Genomic DNA, 16,593 nt, shown 5'->3' with positions numbered 1-16,593 from the left:
GGGCACCCGGCTCCGCACGCGAGACCGATCCCGCACGAGACGCCAGCTCAGCACGGGACAACCGGCTCCCGCGAGACACCGGCGAGACCTGCCCCGCACGGCCTCCGGGCTCCGCGCGCAAGGCACCAGCCCAGCCACGCACCAACCACGCCTCAACCCCGGCCCGCACCGGTCACCGGACACCAGACATCGGTCTGCCGCGCCGCGAGAGCCGCCGACGCCCGCCCTTCCCGGCCACCACACCGCCGCAGGAGAGCACCCATGCCAAAGCCGCCTGCCACGCAAGCGCAGGTGAGGGGTTACCTGGCCAGGACCTCGTACTTGACGGTCATGACGCCCGAGCCGGTGTTGCCGATGGCGTCGAAGGCGGCTTCCGAAAGGTCCAGGCACCGTCCGCCCACATAGGGCCCACGGTCGTTGATGCGGACGGTCACCGAGTCGCCGTTGTTCGGGTTCGTGACCCGGACCCGGCTGCCCAGCGGCAACGTCTTGTGCGCAGCCGTCATCGCGGACGGGTTGAAGCGCTCCCCGCTGGCGGTCATCTGGGGCTCGCCGTAGAAGGAGGCCCCGCAGGTACCGGTGGAGACGACCCGGGTACGCGGCTTGGAGACCCGCTCCGCCTTGGCCACCTTGGGCGCGGCAGGCGCTTTGCTGGGGCTTGACGACGGCTTGGGAGACGCCTCGGGGTCACCGGGCGAGGGTGAATGCGCTGGTTTGCCCTGAGATTGGGCCGGACCGCCGAGCCGTGGCTTCGGGGTGGCGGTCTGTGAGGCGGCGGAGGGACGCCCGGCCGGGGTCTGGGCCGGAGGGACGGCCGCGGTGTTCATGGCGGTGGCGCGCCGGGTGTCGTCACCGTTGGTAACCGCGGCCCAGGCGGTGGTCGAGGCGGCCGCGACGACGGCGACTCCGGCGGCCAAGGCGGTCCAGCGGCGCTTGCCGCTTGCGGATGACCGGGCAAGGGGGTTCGGACGAGACGGCTTGGTCGAATGCTGACCCAAGGGGAACCACAGTCCTAGATAGGGGACAGGACGGGGAAAGGCCAGGCGAGAAGGGGTATAGTGCGCGCTTCGGCCGTTCCCGGCAGGATGGGGCGAGTCAACGCCCCGGCAACGGAGTGAACATACGCGACAAAGCCCGAGTAAAGGCAACTTAATGAGTCAAGTAGTGACATATATCACTTTGATCACAAGTTTCACTCGAGTTTCGAGGCTACGCGCCTGATCTTGTGGTGTCCTGGATTCCCGGTGAGCACTCTGCGTGATCAATTCGGCCGGGCCGTACCCTGGCACGATGATGAACACGCTCGCCGTCGAGAACTACCGGTCACTGCGCAGGCTGTTCGTCTCGCTGGGGCGGCTCAACGTCGTGACCGGCGCCAACGGCAGCGGCAAGTCCAGCCTCTACCGCGCGCTGCGCCTGCTCGCCGACTCCGCGCGCAACGGCGCCGTCGCCGCGCTGGCCAGGGAGGGCGGCCTGGCGTCCACACTGTGGGCCGGACCGGAGAACATCGGCCGGAGCGTACGCGAGGGCGCCCACCCGGTGCAGGGCACGACCCGTTCCGGCCCGGTCAGCCTCAAGCTGGGCTTCGCCGGAGACGACTTCGGCTACGCCATGGACCTGGGCCTGCCCATCCCCACCGGCGGGTACGGCGGCGCCGCCTCCGCCTTCTCCCTCGACCCGGAGATCAAGGCCGAGGCGACCTGGGCGGGGCCCATCCTCCGGCCCGCGACGTTGCTGGCCCAGCGGGGCGGCCCCGCCGTACAGATTCGTGATCGCGGCGGCAGGTGGGAGTTCGTGCCGCACGACCTGCAGCCCTTCGACAGCATGCTCAGCGAGATGGCGGATCCGGTGCGCGCGCCCGATCTGCTGGTGCTGCGCGAACGGATCAGGTCATGGCGCTTCTACGACCATCTACGGACGGACGCGTACGCACCAGCACGACAAGCACAGATCGGCACCCGCACCCCGGTTCTGGGTCACGACGGCGGCGACGTGGCGGCGGCGCTGCAGACGATCCGCGAGATCGGCGACGCGGACGCGCTCGACGCGGCCGTCGACCACGCCTTCCCGGGCAGCCGGGTGGAGATCGCGCTTGAGGGTACGCGCATGGAGCTCACGCTGAGGCAGCACGGACTGCTGCGCGCGCTGGGCAGCGCGGAACTGTCCGACGGCACGCTGCGGTATCTGCTGTGGGTGGCCGCGCTCCTCACGCCCCGCCCGCCGGAGATGCTGGTCCTGAACGAGCCGGAGACCAGCCTCCACCCCGACCTCCTCGAACCTCTGGGCGAACTGATCGCCGCGGCCGCCGAGGAGACGCAGGTGATCGTCGTGACGCACGCCAAGCCCCTGGTCGCCGCGCTGGAACGGCGCAAGGCCACGACGATCGAACTGGTGAAGGACCTGGGCGAGACCGGGGTGGCCGGGCAGGGACCGCTCGACGGGCCCAGCTGGAAATGGCCCAAACGCTGACGTCAGACCATGAGGGACCGGACCGTGTCGACGGTGTCGGCCTCGTCGGCCCGTTTGTCCGGGCGATAGCGCAGTACCCGGGCGAATCGCAGCGCCATGCCGCCGGGATAGCGCGGCGATCGCTGGACCCCGTCGAAGGCGATCTCGACGACGAGTTCGGGGCGCAACGTGACCGTCCAGCCGTCGGTGGGGCCGTCGGCGATCTCCAGGAACCGTTCGGTCTGCCAGGCGAGCAGTTCGTCGGTCAGGCCCTTGAACGTCTTGCCCAGCATCACGAAGCCGCCCTCGGGGTCGCGGGCGCCGAGGTGAAGGTTGGACAGCTTGCCCTCCCGGCGGCCGTGACCCCATTCCGCCGCCAGGACCACGAGGTCGAGCGTGTGGCGCGGCTTCACCTTGATCCATCCGGCGCCGCGCCGACCGGCGGCGTACGGTGAGGTGAGGGCCTTGACCACGAGCCCCTCGTGCCCGGCGCGCACGACCTCGGCGAAGAACGCCTCCGCCTTGGCCACCTCACCGGTGACCAGGCGCGGGGTGAGCAGACCTGGCGGCACGGTCCTGGCCAGGGCCTCCTGCCGTTCGGCGTAGGGCAGATCGAGAAGATCCTCGCCACCGGCTCGCAGCGCGTCGAAGAAGAACACGCTCAACGGTGTCTCCTCGCGCAGCCGCGCGACGTCCAGCTTGCTGGCCACCCGGCTCGCCGTGACCTGGAAGGGGTGCGGCCGTCCGTCCGGCTGAAGCGCGATCAGCTCACCGTCGAGCACCAGATCGGTCTCGGGCAGGGCGAGCATGGCCTCGGCCAGCTCGGGAACCTGATTGGTGATGTCGTCAAGCGTGCGGGTGAAGACCCGGACATCCTCCCCAGACCGGTGCGCCTGCACCCGAATCCCATCCAGCTTCCACTCCAACGCCACCACACCCGAGGCGCCGTCTTCAGAGTCTTTGGCAGCGGTCTGCGGCCTGACCTGAGCAGCCTTCTCCAGCGCGGCGGCAACATTGGCCGCACTCCCCGCCAGCATGGGAGCAACCGGACGGCCAACCTCCAGCCGGAACGCCCGCAAAGCGTCGATCCCACCAGAAAGCGCCCCCGCCCCCACCGCGGGCAGCCACCCCCGCAACGTCAGCGCCCGCCGCACGTCCGCCGACGGCGCCCCGGACGCCTTGGCCAGAGCCTCGATCATCACCCCGTCAAGCGCCCCCTGCCGCAGCTCCCCGCTGAGCAACCGGGTCAAGAACGCCTGCTCCTGACTGGTCAGCCCCGCGAACAGCTCCGTCACGAGCCCCTTCCGCGCCGCCTGCGACCCCTGCCCGGAAACAGCCTTGATCCGGCTCAGCAACTCATCCACCTGGGCCAGCGTGGCAGTGGCGGCCAGCCGGGGCGGCGGAATGTCCTGAAGCGTCCGCCACCCCACCCCGACCTGCCGCTGCGGCAGCTCACCGGACAGGTAGGCGATGGCGATCTCGGCCTCATCGGGGCCAACCCTGCCGAGCAGCTCGGCGAGGTGTCCCACCTTCCCCAGCCGAGCCGACGTCCGCGTCACCGCCTCCGACACCCGGACCACGTCGATCAATAGCACACCCGCTATGTTGCCGCACCCCGCCGACAAAACCCACCAGCGCCGACGCACCATCCTGACGTCGCCGCGACCAGCGCCCCCACTACGACAAACCCCACCCCCTGCTACGACAAACCCCCACCCCCACCATCCGTTACGGCAAGCCACCCCACCCCCACCCGCCGTCGCGAGTGACCGCCGATCGTGGGGATCGCTTCCCACGTCGGACGGGCCCCCGCCGCTACGGCCCACCTTGACCGGCCACCGTGCCCCACCCCGCCCACCGGCGAGGGGCGCCAAGCCCACCACCCACCACCCCGCCGCACGGCGCCCCACACCCCGCTATCGCACATGCGGCCGGCGGCGCCGCGAGGATCGCGAGGTCACCCCGGTTTACGAGCCTCGATCAAGAAGCGGGTGGTGGTGGCCACGAACGGCCCTTCGCTCTCCAGCCGCTCATGCAGCTCCCGCAACCGCGGCAGATACTCCTCAACCGTGAACCCAGGCACCATCCAGATCACCTTCCGCAGAAAGTAGACCACCGCCCCCACGTCGAAGAACTCCGTCCGCAACCGCTCGAACCGAAGATCCATCACCTCGAGGCCGGCCCCTTCCGCACCGGCCCGAGCGTCATCCGGATGCCGCCCCCGCCGCCTCTCGTCAGACAACGGCCCCAGAAAGTACTCGACCAGCTCGAACACACTCTCCGGCCCCACCTGCTGCGACAGATACGTCCCGCCGGGAGCCAGGACGCGGCCGATCTCCTCCCACCACACGGTCACCGGATGCCGGCTCGTCACCAGGTCGAAGGCCCCGTCAGCGAACGGCAGCGGCGGCTCATCCGGGTCCGACACCACCACGCACCCCCGCGGATGCAACAGCCGGGTGGCTTTGGCGAGATTCGGCGGCCAGGACTCGGTGGCGACCATCAACGACGGAAGCCGCGCGGCCCCGGCCAGCACCTCCCCACCGCCCGTCTGAATATCAAGCCCGGCGGTAGCTCCAGCCAGGCGTTGGGCCATGAGCCGCTGATACCCCCACGAAGGCCGCGCCTCCGTCGCACGCCCATCCAGCCAGGAGAAGTCCCAGCCTTCCACGGACACCGACGCGGCCTCGTCCACCAGATCCTCGAATGCGCGCTTCATAAGATCACCTTCGCAGCTCACCAGCCACCCGGTCGAGCGCACGCCACCCGCAGCCGCACCGCGGATCACGGCGTCAGCGCCCTCTGCGCAAGGCCGTTCTCCGCAGCGCCACGCCACGCGGTGGCCACGTCGACGACCTCCACGTTGGCGGCCCTGCAGCAGACATCCCGCGCCGCCACGCCACGCGGCTCGCGGATCGCGACGTTGGCACCCACGCACAGGACCTGCTCCACGGCTGCGCACCGCATGGCCGCCACGTCGCCGGCGTTCGCGTTGGCTGCTCTACGGCAGTCCTCCCTGGCGGTGTGCCACGCGGATCACGGGGTCGGCCGCCCTGCGGGAGGCCACCTCCAACGCGAGTCACCGCCCGGAGCCCAGCGGCGCGGCGGAGGCGTGTCAGGTGGCAGGGTCGTGTGGTCGGAGGGCTTCGTAAAGGGCGGCTACCGCCAGTAGGACGTCACCGAGTGGCCCAGTTCTTCGAACAGCGATCGGGTCAGCGGCAGTGAGATGCCCAGCACGTTGCCGTGGTCGCCGTCGATGCCGTCCACGAACCACCCGCCGCGTCCCTCGATGCTGAACCCACCGGCCATCTGCAGCGGCTCCCCCGAGTCGATGTACGCCTCCAGCTCGGCCTCGGTCGGCTGGCCGAAGCGGACCACCGTGGTCGCCGTCTCGGCAGCCTCCCGGCCGGCCGTCACGTCGATGACGCAGTGGCCGGTCACCAGGCGGGCCGTGCGGCCGCGCATCATCCGCCAGCGGATGGCCGTCTCCTCGGGCGTGCCCGGCTTGCCGTACGGCCGGCCGTCCAGCTCAAGGATGGAGTCGCAGCCGATGACCAGCCCCTCGTCCAGGTCGGAGGCCACCGCGCGGGCCTTCGCCCGCGCCAGCACGAGGCTCAGCGCGGCGGGCGAGTGCGCGGTGTACGCGTCCTCGTCCACGCCGCTGACGATCACCTTGGGATCGAGCCCGGCAGTGCGCAGAAGGGCCAGACGGGCGGGTGACGCTGAGGCGAGGACGATCATCACCCCAGCTTACCGGTCACCAGTCGGGGTTCGACGTGCCCGGAGCGGCCGAGGACGGCTGCTGTTGCTGCTGTTGCTGGGGCGGCTGCTGCGGCTGGCTCGGCTGCTGTTCGCCGCCGAAGATGCCGCCGAGCACGGAACCCAGCAGGTCGCCGAGGCCGCCGGTCTGCATGCCGGCCTGTTCCTGGTTGAGGTCGTTGGCCACGGCTCCGGCGTCCATGTTCTGCTGGGAGGCGCGGTTGGCCAGCAAGGACATGATCATGGGTGCGATGAGCGGCAGCAGCTTCATGATGGTGCCGGAGTTGATCCCGGCGAACTGCGCCAGCCCCTGCGCCGCCTGCTCCGTCCCCTGCGAGCCGAGAACGTGACCCAGGATCCCCTCGCCGTCCCTCGACAGGCTGGCGACGTCACCGGTGAAGGGGTCGGCGTCTACATGCTGGTCGAGTGCGCTGCGCAGTGACTGCGCGCCGTCGTTGTTCTCGGCGTTGCGGGCCATGCCGCCCGCGATGGTGCCCGTCGCGGCCTCGACGACGCTGCGCGCCGTGGCCGTGTCGGTGCCGAGCAGACCGGCGATCTGCTGCAGTCCGGAGTCGCCCAGTTGTGCGAGTAGCTCATCATTGAGTGACACGACAAGTCCCCCCGATCGTTTGTCTCGGGTGGACCTACCCTCCGCTTTATCGAGCTATTTCCCGAATTGACCTAACTGTCTACCAACACCCCTCAGATCAGGTACGGCCCGCCTCAAACCCCCCGAGCCCCTCAAGAACCGCGAGACAACCAGAGCCTCACAAAAGATCGGAAACCGGGCCTTCCACAGGTTGGCCCACGTATCGGGGAAGGGCGGCGGGGAACCAGCGTCCCGCGAAAGCCCTTGAGCCAGACCTCCAGGATCGAAGCCCTCAACAGCGCAAGCCTCTCGGAAGCCCCGTGGGAACCGGCCTCCCTCCCGAACGAAGGAAGGAAGGAACCGGCCCGAGCTCAGGACCCCAGAAAGCACGCCTCAGGATTTGGGTGCGTCGGAAGAGCCCGCGACCCCGTTCGGGGCGCCATCGGAAGGCATCGGGGTGGACACGTCAGGCACCGGCGACCCGTCCACCGACTGCTGCGGCAGCGGCGCCGGGCCCGAGGGAGCGTCCGCCCCCCGAGGCAGTTCGCCGTTGGCGCGCGGGGCCTCCAGCGGGGTGTGCGGCGGCCGGCTGACCCCGGCCGCCGCATACGCACCCGCCTCGTCCAGCGTCTCGTGCTCCAGCAGCGCCACCACGATGGCTTCCAGCTTGTCGCGGTTCTCCGACAGGATGCGCACCGCCACCTCGTAGCACTCGTCCACGATCCGGCGGGCCTCCTCGTCCACGGTGGCGAGGGTGGCGGGTGAGGCCTGGGGCTGCTGGCCGTCATTCGGGAGGATGGTGAGCGGGCCGACCTTGGCGGACATGCCCCACCGGCCCACCATGCCCCGCGCGATCATGGTGACCTGCTCCAGGTCGTTCTCGGCGCCGGTGGTGATGATGTCGTACACGACCTGCTCGGCGGCCATGCCGCCCAGGGCGCCGGCGATGCGGCCGCGCAGGTACTTCTCGTCGTAGGCGTAGCGGTCGGTGTCGGGCGTGGACAGGGTGACGCCGAGCGCCCGGCCGCGCGGGATGATCGAGATCTTCCTGACCGGGTCCGCGCCGGGCTGGAGCATGCCGAGCAGCGCGTGCCCGGCCTCGTGGTAGGCGGTCCTGACCCGCTCCTCCTCCGGCATGACGATGCTGCGGGCCGCGCCGAGCTGCAGTTTCTCCAGCGCGTCGGCGAAGTCGGCGGTGCCGACCTTGTCCTTGCCGCGCTTGGCTGCCAGCAGCGCCGCCTCGTTGACGAGGTTGGCCAGGTCCGCGCCGGTCATGCCGGGCGTGGTCTTGGCGAGCTGGTCGAGGCTGACCTCGGCGGCCAGTGGTACGCCGCGGGTGTGCACCTTCAGGATGGCGCTGCGGCCGGCCGCGTCGGGCAGGCCGACCTGCACGGTCCGGTCGAAGCGGCCGGGGCGCAGCAGGGCGGGGTCGAGGACCTCGGGCCGGTTGGTGGCGCCGATGACGATGACGCCCTCCGCGCCGGAGAACCCGTCCATCTCGGTGAGGATCTGGTTGAGGGTCTGCTCGCGCTCGTCGTGCCCGCCGAGGCCGGAGGCGCCGCCGCGGGCGCGGCCGATGGCGTCGATCTCGTCGATGAACACGATCGCCGGGGCGACCTTGCGCGCTTCCTCGAACAGGTCGCGCACCCGGGAGGCGCCCACGCCGACGATCATCTCGATGAACTCGGAGGCGCTGGCGGAGAAGAACGGCACGTTGGCCTCACCGGCCACGGCGCGGGCCAGCAGCGTCTTGCCGGTTCCGGGCGGGCCGGCGAGCAGCACGCCCTTGGGCAGCTTGGCGCCGAGCCTGCGGTACTTGCCCGGGTCCTTCAGGTAGTCGACGATCTCGACGAGTTCGTTCTCGACCTCGTCGATGCCGGCCACGTCGTCGAACGTGACCCGGATCTTGGAGCTCTCGACCGGCTTGGCGGCCTTCGACTTGCCGAGCCCGCCCAGGCCGCCGCCGCCCATCATGCTGGCGCCGCGGCGCATCACCCAGATCCACAGGGCCGCGAGCAGCAGCACGGGCAGCAACGACAGCAACAGGTTCAGGAAGAGCCCGCGCCCGCCGACCGGAGTCGACGTGATGTTCACGCCCGCGGCCTTGAGCTGGGCGTCCAGCTGGTCGGTGTTGGCGAACACCGGGATCTCGGTGTCGAACTTCGTGTACTGCTTCTTGTCGTCGGGGTCGGTCGCCGCCGCCTTCAGCTCACCCTGGACGGACGTGCCCTCGGCCGAGATGTCCTTGACGTTGTTCGCCGTCACCTGCTTGGTGAACTCCGTGTAGGAGATCGTCTCCACCGGCTCGCTGTCGAAGAACGAGGAGATCAGGAAGAAGCCCGCGTACACCACGAGCAGCGTCACGACGAAGCGCCACCAATTGATCTTGGGACGTCCGGTGCCGGAACCACCCGGGAGGCCCTCGGCGCGCCAGGGCTTCTGCTTGTTCTTGTCCTGCTCCTGAGGCGGCCCAGAGCGTTCCACGGCGTCACTCCCCCAAATCGCCGCATCCATGATCTCTACCCTAGAACACGGGCACCAGAGACGACGCGGTAGATGTCACGCCAACGCTTACGTTGCGTGTCCGGTATCGAAGCGAACACCAGTCCCGGCTTGGCCATTCCCCCGTCCAGTACGACGACGGCGGCGACAGAGGACCGCTTGCCGTACTTGACCTGGTAGATCGTCGCCCAGCCGCCCTTGACCGGCTGGGAGGTCAGCCAGCGGACGGTGGCGCCCTTGGGGTGGAGGTTGAGTGTCCAGCGCGCGGCCAGCAGCGCGGTGTCGCGCGGATTCTTCTGCGCCTCGATCGGGACGGGGCAGCTCACGATCAGGCCGCGCTCGGCGCGGCCGCGCAGCTTGGGGAGCACCTGCTTGCTGGTGAACGGCGCGCCGCGGTGCCGCTTCCAAGGCCTGCCCAGCAGGGGTACGGCCACGCCGGTCCGCTTGTCCGCGAGCACGCGGCGTCCCGGCTTGGGCAGCACGGCCTTCTTCGGCTTGCCCGGCACCTCCGGCAGCCGGGCATCGGCGTAGAAGGCCTCCATGGCCGTGTATCCGGGTGCCAGGGACGCGCCGGGCGAGGGCGTGGGCCGCGCCGCCGCCTGGGAGACCGACGGCGCCGGGCTGGGCAGCGCGGGCACCGCCGCGGACGGGCTGACGACGGGCTCGGCCGTACCGGCGGGATGGACGGTCGCGGCGGGCGGAACAGCTCCCGGCGTCCCGGACGGAGTGGCCGACGCGGTGGCCGACGCGGTGCCGGGTGGGGTGGCGGACGAGGTCGGCGGGGCGGTCGATGGCGCGGCGACCGGCCGTTCCGCGACCTCGTCCGGCCGGGAGGGAAGTGCGAGCACGACAGCGACGACGGCGACCGCCGCCGCGACGAGCACGGCGAGCCCGCGATAGACGTCCCGCATACGCAGGTCGCCGATGCGGGAACGCCTTGGCGGGGAGGCGTTCTTCGGCTTGTCCGCCGTTGTCACACGGGAACCCACGGTCCCACCTTCCCCATCGAGCACGACGGGAGCGTACGACAAATCCAGCTATTGCGTGCAAGAAGCTATGGAAGTGTCATCATGGCAGGGTGCACCAGGTGGAGCTCCGATTCCATCCCGCCTCGCGGGAGACGCTGACCCACACCAACCTGTCCGCGGTCCGTCACGACGGCGCCGGCCTCTGGCTGGCCGGTGACGAGACCGCCACGATCGAACACCTCGCCTGGAACGGCGAGCGCTACGACGACCAGCGCACCTTCCATCTGGCCGACTACGTGGACCTGCCCGCCGGACCCCACGACGAGGCCGACATCGAGGGCCTGGCCAGGACCGACGGCCAGTTGTGGCTGGTGGGTTCCCACAGCCTCAAACGGCGCAAGCCCAAGTCCAAGGACCCGGAGAAGGCGGCCAGGCGCCTGGCCACGGTGCTGCGCGAGGAGAACCGGTTCATCCTGGTACGCCTCCCGCTGGACCCGGTCACCAACAGCCCGCTGCCCGGCGAGATCATGTCCGGCAAGGAGAACCTGGCCCGGCACCTGGACGACGACGAGCATCTCGCCCCGTTCCTGGCGCTGCCCGGCAAGGACAACGGCCTGGACATCGAGGGCATCGCGGTCATCGGCCGCCGGGTCTTCCTGGGCCTGCGCGGGCCGGTGCTGCGGGGCTGGGCCGTTGTGCTGGAGGTCAACCCCGTTCCCGCCGACCGCGGCAGGCTGAGGCTGGCGACGCCGTACAAGAAGCACTTCCTGGACCTGGGCGGGCTGGGCGTGCGGGACCTGTGCCCCTACGACGGCGACCTGCTGCTGCTCACCGGCCCCAGCATGGACCTGGACGGACCGGTGCGGGTGGTGCGCTGGCGGGCGGGCAAGCACACGGACGTGGTCGGCGCCCAGGACCTGGAGACCGTCGCGGAGCTGCCGTTCGGGATCGGCTTCGACCATCCGGAGGGCCTGGCGATACTGCCGGACGGGCGGTTGATGGTGGTCTACGACTCGCCGGGCCCGCACCGCCTCACCCCGCAGGGCGGCGTGCTGGCCGACATCATCGCGCTCTAGAGCCCGCCAGCCAGGGCGCTTCCGCCACGAACGTGCACGAGCCCGGTGCGATCTCGGTGAACCCGGCGTCGCGCACCACCGGCAGCCCGCTGCCCGACAGCGCGTCGAAGCGCTCACGCGAGGGCGCCAAGCGGACGGAGACGGCCAGCCCGCGCGCGCTCCAGGCCGCCCGCTCGGCCGTGCCACTGGCCCACCAGGCCAGCTGGGCGGCGTGCCCGGCCTGCGCCATGGCCTTGCCCGCGCTCATCTCCAGCGCGGGGTTCTCCCACAGCACGGGCGGCTCGGCGGCCGGTAGGGCGGCGCCGTCGGCCAGGTCGGTGCCGGACACCTGAAGCCGGGACAGGTCCTTGGGCCACCCGTCGAGCGGGACGGGCGGATGCACGCGGACTTCCGCCGACCGATGCTCGACGGTACGGCCGGGCAGCGCCAGCACTCGCGCCCACTCGGCCCCGCGCGCCCGGCGCACCACCTTGCGGATCTTCCCGGTGGCCTGCCAGGCGAGCAGTTCCTCGCTCCACTCCCCCGGGTCGGCCAGGACGCTCAGCACGGCCATGGCGGCCGCCTCCAGCGCGTCGGCGCGCTCGGGCGGCGCGGTCCGCTCGATCCTGACCACCAGCGGGAGGACCCTCAGTTCAAGCTCGTCGTTCATCGCTGACCAGCATGCCCGACGGCGTCCCCGCGAGCGGGCGCGACCCCCTTCCGATGGCCAGTGAGAGCGCGGCGGCGACCAGGCAGAGCGCGCCGGCGGCGTACCAGGCCAGGTCGTAGGTGCCGAGCTGGTCGCGGGTGAGGCCGGCGAGCACGGCGGCGATCGCGGCGCCGATCTGGTGGGAGCCGAACACCCAGCCGAACACCACGCCGCCGTCGGCGCCGTAGATCTTGCGGCAGAGCGCGACGGTGGGCGGGACGGTGGCCACCCAGTCGAGGCCGTAGAAGATGATGAAGACGAGCATGCTCGGTTCGGTGGTGGCGGCGAACAGCCCCGGCAGCACCATCAGCGACAGCCCGCGCAGCGCGTAGTAGACGCCGAGCAGGATGCGCGCGTCCATCCGGTCGCTGAGCCAGCCGGAGGCGACGGTGCCGACGACGTCGAAGATCCCGACCAGCGCGAGCAGCCCGGCGGCGCTCGCCTGGGGCATGCCGTGGTCGTGCGCGGCGGGGATGAAGTGGGTGCTGACCAGTCCGTTGGTGCTGGCGCCGCAGATGGCGAAGCCGCCGGCCAGGAACCAGAAGGGCCGCGTGCGCGCCGCCGACCTGAGCACCGACAGCGCCCTGACCGCCGCGTTGACGGCGGGCGGTTCCGTACGGCCCGCACCCGGCTCGGCCCCCAGCGCGGTGGTGCCCACGTCGGCCGGGTGGTCGCGCAGCAGCCACCACACGAGCGGGACGACGACCAGCGCGCACCCGGCCACGGTCAGCGAGGCCACCCGCCATCCCGGCCCCTCGGCCAGGTGGGCCAGCACGGGCAGGAAGATGAGCTGCCCGGTGGCGCCCGCCGCGGTGAGCAGGCCGGTGACCAGGCCGCGGTGCCGTACGAACCAGCGGTCGGTGACGGTCGCGGCGAAGACCAGCGCCATGGAGCCGGTGCCCAGCCCGACCAGGACGCCCCAGAACAGCAGGAGCTGCCACGACGCGGTCATGGCCAGGGTGCCGCCGCTGCCCGCCGCGACCAGCAGCAGGGCGATCGAGACCACGCGGCGCATGCCGAAGCGGTCCATGAGGGCGGCGGCGAAGGGGGCGGTCAGGCCGTACAGGACGAGGTTGATGGAGACGGCCAGCGAGATCGTCGCGGTGGACCAGCCGAACTCGCGCTGGAGCGGCTCTATCAGGACGCCGGGGGTGGCGCGGAAGCCGGCGGCGCCGAGGATGGCCACAAAGGCCACGGCCGCCACCAGCCAAGCACGGTGCAGTCTTCTCACCGGATCATGCTGATCGATCCGGTGAGAAGGCGAAAGTGGCCGGAGAGCCAATATGTGAAAGAATCAGGCCATGGTGCATCGTGTCGCGGTCGTCGTGCTCGACCATTTCGCCACGCTCGACCTCGGTGTGCCCGGACAGGTGTTCCGGGTGGCGGAGACGCCGGACGGCGAGAAGCTCTACGAGATCGTGACGTGCTCGCCCGGCGGCCTGCCGGTGCGCTGCGACGCCGGGTACTCGGTGACGCCCGACCACGATCTCGGCGTGCTCGGCACCGCCGACACCGTGCTCGTGACCGGCGTGCACGGCGGGCCGGCGCTGGTGGACGGCACGCTCCCCGGCGACGTGCGCGCCGCGCTCCAGGGGCACCGGCGCATCATGTCGATCTGCACGGGCGCCTTCGTGCTGGCCGCCGCCGGGCTGCTCGACGGCCGGCCCGCCACCACGCACTGGCGCGAGGCGGCGCGGTTCGCGTCGTTGTTCCCGCTGGTCGAACTGGATCCCGACGTGCTGTACATCGACGACGGCGACGTGCTCACCTCGGCGGGCGTGGCCGCCGGGCTCGACCTGTGCCTGCACGTGATCAGGCGCGACTTCGGCAGCGAGGTGGCCAACCGGGCCGCCCGCCGTTGCGTGATGCCGCCCTCGCGCGAGGGCGGGCAGGCGCAGTACATCGACCGGCCGCTGCCCGACCCCGCCGGCACCAGCACCGCGGCCACCCGCGCCTGGATGCTCGGCCGGCTGGCCGAGCCGCTCGACCTGACCACGCTGGCGGCGCACGCGGGCATGAGCGTGCGCACGTTCACCAGGCGCTTTCGCGAGGAGACCGGGCTGAGCCCGGCCAAATGGCTGACCGGGCAGCGGGTCGGGCACGCCAGAGACCTGCTGGAGGCGACGGACCTGCCGGTGGACGAGGTGGCCAGACGCGCCGGGTTCGGCACGGCGGTCTCCCTGCGGCAGCATCTGCACGCCGCGGTCGGGGTCTCGCCTCAGGCCTACCGCAACACGTTCACGCGGGCGGTTCAGGTCTGACGCCGCGAGCCCGCGTGCTCCTTGAGGAAGTCGACGACGTCCTCGGGCAGCGGGGTACGCAGCGCGAGCCGGAACGAACCCGTCTCCGGCTCCCGCACGATCAGCGAGTGGCCGGTGTAGACGAGCGTGGCTCGCGTCAGGTCGACCCGGACGGTCCGGTACGCGACCTTCCTGACCAGCGTCGTCCCCTCAAGCCAGGCCGCCGTGCCGCGCCTGAGGAAGATCCAGACCCCGATCAGCCCCAGGATCGGGACCCCGGCGAACAACCCCAGCGTCACCGCGGTCTGGAACGTCGTCATGCCCGCGCCCAGCGCCGACATGCTCGCCATGGCCACGAGGATCAGCACCACGAGACTGGCGCAGCCGCACCCGCTGCGCAGGCCCACACCCAGCGAGACGTCGAGCTTGATAGGGGAGGTCACGTCCCTAAAATAGCGGCGTGGTCGAATGGGTGGAGCGGCCACCTGCCTTGGAGAGTTGATGATCAATCCCCTCAACGTCCAGCTCTACTCCGTCCGCGACCCGTTGTCAGCAGATCGTGACGGAACGCTGCGCCGGATCTCCGGCATCGGCTACCGCGCGGTCGAGCCCTTCGACCCCATGAACGACCCCAAGGGCATGCGCGAGCTCTGCGACGAGCTCGGCCTGGCCATCCCGAGCACCCACGCGTACGCGCTGCTCGGCGAGGAGACCCGTCCCGTCTTCGAGGCCATCGCCACCCTCGGAGCCGAGCTGGCGATCATCCCGGGCGGCATCCCGCACGAGGAGTTCACCGGCCACGAGGGTCTGCTGCGCACCTCGGAGCGTCTGCTCGCCCTGGCGGAACAGGGCCGCGAGTACGGCGTGCGGATCGGCTACCACAACCACTGGTGGGAGATCGAGCCGGTGATCGACGGCCGGCACGCGCTCGAACTCCTGGCCCCCGAGATCTTCCTGGAGGTCGACACCTACTGGGCTTACGTGGGCGGCGCCGACGTGCCCGCGCTGCTGCGCCGCCTCGGCGACCGGGTGCTGGCCCTGCACGTCAAGGACGGGCCGGGGGTGAAGGACCAGCCGCACACGGCCGTCGGCTCCGGTGTCGTGCCGGTGCCGGAGATCCTGTCGGCCAAGCCCGGCGCGCTGCGGATCGTCGAGCTCGACTCCTGCGACGGCGACATCTTCGACGCCCTGACCGCCAGCCACGCCTACCTCAGCGCGCTGGAGGTGCGATGACCGGCGTGGCGATCGTCGGCGCTGGGGTGATCAGCGCCGCCTACCTGCGCGTCCTGGCCGACTTCCCGGAGATCGAGGTGGTCGGGGTCGCCGACCTCGACACCGCGCGGGCGGCCGCGGTCGCCGCCGAGCACGGGGTGCCGGTCTCCGGCGACCTGGCATCGGTGCTGGCGGTGCCCGAGGTCGAGATCGTGGTCAACCTCACCGTGCCGGCCGCGCACGCGGCCGTCGGCCTGGCGGCGCTGCGGGCCGGCAAGCACGTGTACGGGGAGAAGCCGCTCGCGCTCGACCTGGACGAGGGCGAGAAGCTGCTGACGGAGGCCGAGGGCTTGGGGCTGCGCGTGGGCAGCGCCCCCGACACGTTCCTCGGCGCCGGGCTGCAGTCGGCCGGGCGGGCGCTGCGCTCGGGGATCATCGGGGAGCCCGTCGCGGTCACCGCGGCCGTGCAGGGGATGGGGCCGGAGGCGTGGCATCCGAGTCCCGAGTTCTTCTACCTGCGGGGCGGCGGGCCCATGTTCGACCTCGGGCCGTACTACCTCACGGCGCTGGCGGCGCTGCTCGGCCCCGCCGTACAGGTGGCGGGCAGCACACGCAAAGCCCGTGAGCTGCGGGTGGCGGGCGCGGGACCGAGGGCGGGCACGACGTTCCCCGTCGAGGTGGCCACGCACGTGCACGCGCTGATCGACCTGGCGAGCGGGCCGTCGGTGTCGGCGACGTTCAGCTTCGACTCGGCCGTCCCGAGGCGGCGGATCGAGATCCTCGGCACCGAGGGCGCGCTGTCGCTGCCCGACCCCAACACCTTCGGCGGGCCGCTGCTGGTGCGCGGGCCGCGGGAGGCGGACTGGCGCGAGCTGCCCGTCGAGGGCTCGCAGGTCGGTCGCGGCATGGGCGTCCTGGACCTGGTCAGGTCGCTGCGTGACGGCACGCCCCACCGGGCCTCCGGCGCGCTCGGCCTGCACGTCCTGGAGATCATGACCGCGATCACGGAGTCGGCGGAACAGGGCGAGTTCCGGCGCCTGCGCACGAGCGCGCCGCTGCCGGAACCGCTGCCGGACGGCTGGCTGGACTGATCGAAGGGGGTCGGGGAACC

At 71.2% G+C, this 16,593-nt stretch carries 16 protein-coding genes; 5 read left to right on the top strand and 11 right to left on the bottom strand.

Annotation, left to right across the window (positions count from 1 at the left end; genetic code table 11):
* Positions 1-299: 299 nt before the first annotated feature.
* Positions 300-917, bottom strand: coding sequence for a septal ring lytic transglycosylase RlpA family protein (locus tag ACIBI5_RS00735; protein ID WP_397241773.1), 618 nt, complete (start codon positions 915-917; stop codon positions 300-302).
* A gap of 373 nt (positions 918-1,290) precedes the next feature.
* On the opposite strand from ACIBI5_RS00735, the gene ACIBI5_RS00730 reads away from it, so the two are divergent.
* Positions 1,291-2,469 (top strand): AAA family ATPase, encoded by a 1,179-nt coding sequence (locus ACIBI5_RS00730; protein WP_397241771.1) that lies wholly within the window; start codon positions 1,291-1,293, stop codon positions 2,467-2,469.
* A 2-nt stretch (positions 2,470-2,471) separates the two neighbouring features.
* Here ACIBI5_RS00730 and ACIBI5_RS00725 read toward each other — a convergent pair whose 3' ends face one another.
* The 7 genes from ACIBI5_RS00725 to ACIBI5_RS00695 form a co-directional block, all read right to left on the bottom strand.
* The gene (locus ACIBI5_RS00725; RefSeq protein ID WP_397241769.1) at positions 2,472-4,043 is read right to left on the bottom strand and encodes an ATP-dependent DNA ligase; all 1,572 of its coding nucleotides are present in this window, start codon (positions 4,041-4,043) and stop codon (positions 2,472-2,474) included.
* A 362-nt stretch (positions 4,044-4,405) separates the two neighbouring features.
* Complete coding sequence (locus tag ACIBI5_RS00720) at positions 4,406-5,167, bottom strand: class I SAM-dependent methyltransferase (protein ID WP_397241767.1); 762 nt, start codon at positions 5,165-5,167, stop codon at positions 4,406-4,408.
* 65 nt (positions 5,168-5,232) lie between these two features.
* Positions 5,233-5,415: a hypothetical protein gene (locus ACIBI5_RS00715; RefSeq protein ID WP_397241765.1), complete on the bottom strand. Its 183-nt coding sequence runs from the start codon at positions 5,413-5,415 to the stop codon at positions 5,233-5,235.
* 192 nt (positions 5,416-5,607) lie between these two features.
* Entirely contained in the window at positions 5,608-6,189 is a 582-nt protein-coding gene (locus tag ACIBI5_RS00710) for a Maf family protein (RefSeq protein WP_397241763.1), read from the bottom strand.
* Positions 6,190-6,205: 16 nt separating this feature from the next.
* Entirely contained in the window at positions 6,206-6,817 is a 612-nt protein-coding gene (locus tag ACIBI5_RS00705) for a DUF937 domain-containing protein (protein WP_397241761.1), read from the bottom strand.
* Positions 6,818-7,189: 372 nt separating this feature from the next.
* A complete protein-coding gene (gene ftsH, locus ACIBI5_RS00700; protein ID WP_397241759.1) occupies positions 7,190-9,310 on the bottom strand; it encodes an ATP-dependent zinc metalloprotease FtsH in 2,121 nt (706 codons plus the stop codon).
* A 5-nt stretch (positions 9,311-9,315) separates the two neighbouring features.
* The gene (locus tag ACIBI5_RS00695) at positions 9,316-10,287 is read right to left on the bottom strand and encodes a hypothetical protein (protein ID WP_397241757.1); all 972 of its coding nucleotides are present in this window, start codon (positions 10,285-10,287) and stop codon (positions 9,316-9,318) included.
* A gap of 98 nt (positions 10,288-10,385) precedes the next feature.
* On the opposite strand from ACIBI5_RS00695, the gene ACIBI5_RS00690 reads away from it, so the two are divergent.
* Positions 10,386-11,342: a DUF3616 domain-containing protein gene (locus ACIBI5_RS00690; protein WP_397241755.1), complete on the top strand. Its 957-nt coding sequence runs from the start codon at positions 10,386-10,388 to the stop codon at positions 11,340-11,342.
* Here the strand turns inward: ACIBI5_RS00690 and ACIBI5_RS00685 are convergent.
* Both ACIBI5_RS00685 and ACIBI5_RS00680 read right to left on the bottom strand, forming a co-directional pair.
* Complete coding sequence (locus ACIBI5_RS00685) at positions 11,329-11,991, bottom strand: peptidyl-tRNA hydrolase (RefSeq protein WP_397241753.1); 663 nt, start codon at positions 11,989-11,991, stop codon at positions 11,329-11,331. The genes ACIBI5_RS00690 and ACIBI5_RS00685 overlap by 14 nt on opposite strands.
* The gene (locus ACIBI5_RS00680; RefSeq protein ID WP_397241751.1) at positions 11,975-13,261 is read right to left on the bottom strand and encodes an MFS transporter; all 1,287 of its coding nucleotides are present in this window, start codon (positions 13,259-13,261) and stop codon (positions 11,975-11,977) included. The genes ACIBI5_RS00685 and ACIBI5_RS00680 overlap by 17 nt, the downstream gene beginning before the upstream one ends.
* 70 nt (positions 13,262-13,331) lie before the next feature.
* Between ACIBI5_RS00680 and ACIBI5_RS00675 the strand changes: the two genes are divergently transcribed.
* On the top strand, positions 13,332-14,291 hold the full coding sequence (locus tag ACIBI5_RS00675) for a GlxA family transcriptional regulator (RefSeq protein ID WP_397241749.1): 960 nt from the start codon (positions 13,332-13,334) through the stop codon (positions 14,289-14,291).
* Here the strand turns inward: ACIBI5_RS00675 and ACIBI5_RS00670 are convergent.
* Complete coding sequence (locus ACIBI5_RS00670) at positions 14,282-14,713, bottom strand: hypothetical protein (protein WP_397241747.1); 432 nt, start codon at positions 14,711-14,713, stop codon at positions 14,282-14,284. The genes ACIBI5_RS00675 and ACIBI5_RS00670 overlap by 10 nt on opposite strands.
* 58 nt (positions 14,714-14,771) lie before the next feature.
* On the opposite strand from ACIBI5_RS00670, the gene ACIBI5_RS00665 reads away from it, so the two are divergent.
* Together ACIBI5_RS00665 and ACIBI5_RS00660 are read left to right on the top strand one after the other, a co-directional pair.
* Positions 14,772-15,503, top strand: coding sequence for a sugar phosphate isomerase/epimerase family protein (locus ACIBI5_RS00665; protein WP_397241745.1), 732 nt, complete (start codon positions 14,772-14,774; stop codon positions 15,501-15,503).
* Positions 15,500-16,573: a Gfo/Idh/MocA family protein gene (locus ACIBI5_RS00660; protein WP_397241743.1), complete on the top strand. Its 1,074-nt coding sequence runs from the start codon at positions 15,500-15,502 to the stop codon at positions 16,571-16,573. The genes ACIBI5_RS00665 and ACIBI5_RS00660 overlap by 4 nt, the downstream gene beginning before the upstream one ends.
* Positions 16,574-16,593: the final 20 nt, after the last annotated feature.

Origin of the sequence: Nonomuraea sp. NPDC050540, assembly GCF_044457485.1 — a bacterium.
Classification (GTDB): domain Bacteria; phylum Actinomycetota; class Actinomycetes; order Streptosporangiales; family Streptosporangiaceae; genus Nonomuraea.
The sequence above is the reverse complement of the archived record's forward strand: the minus strand, read 5'-3'. Positions and strand labels throughout refer to the sequence as shown.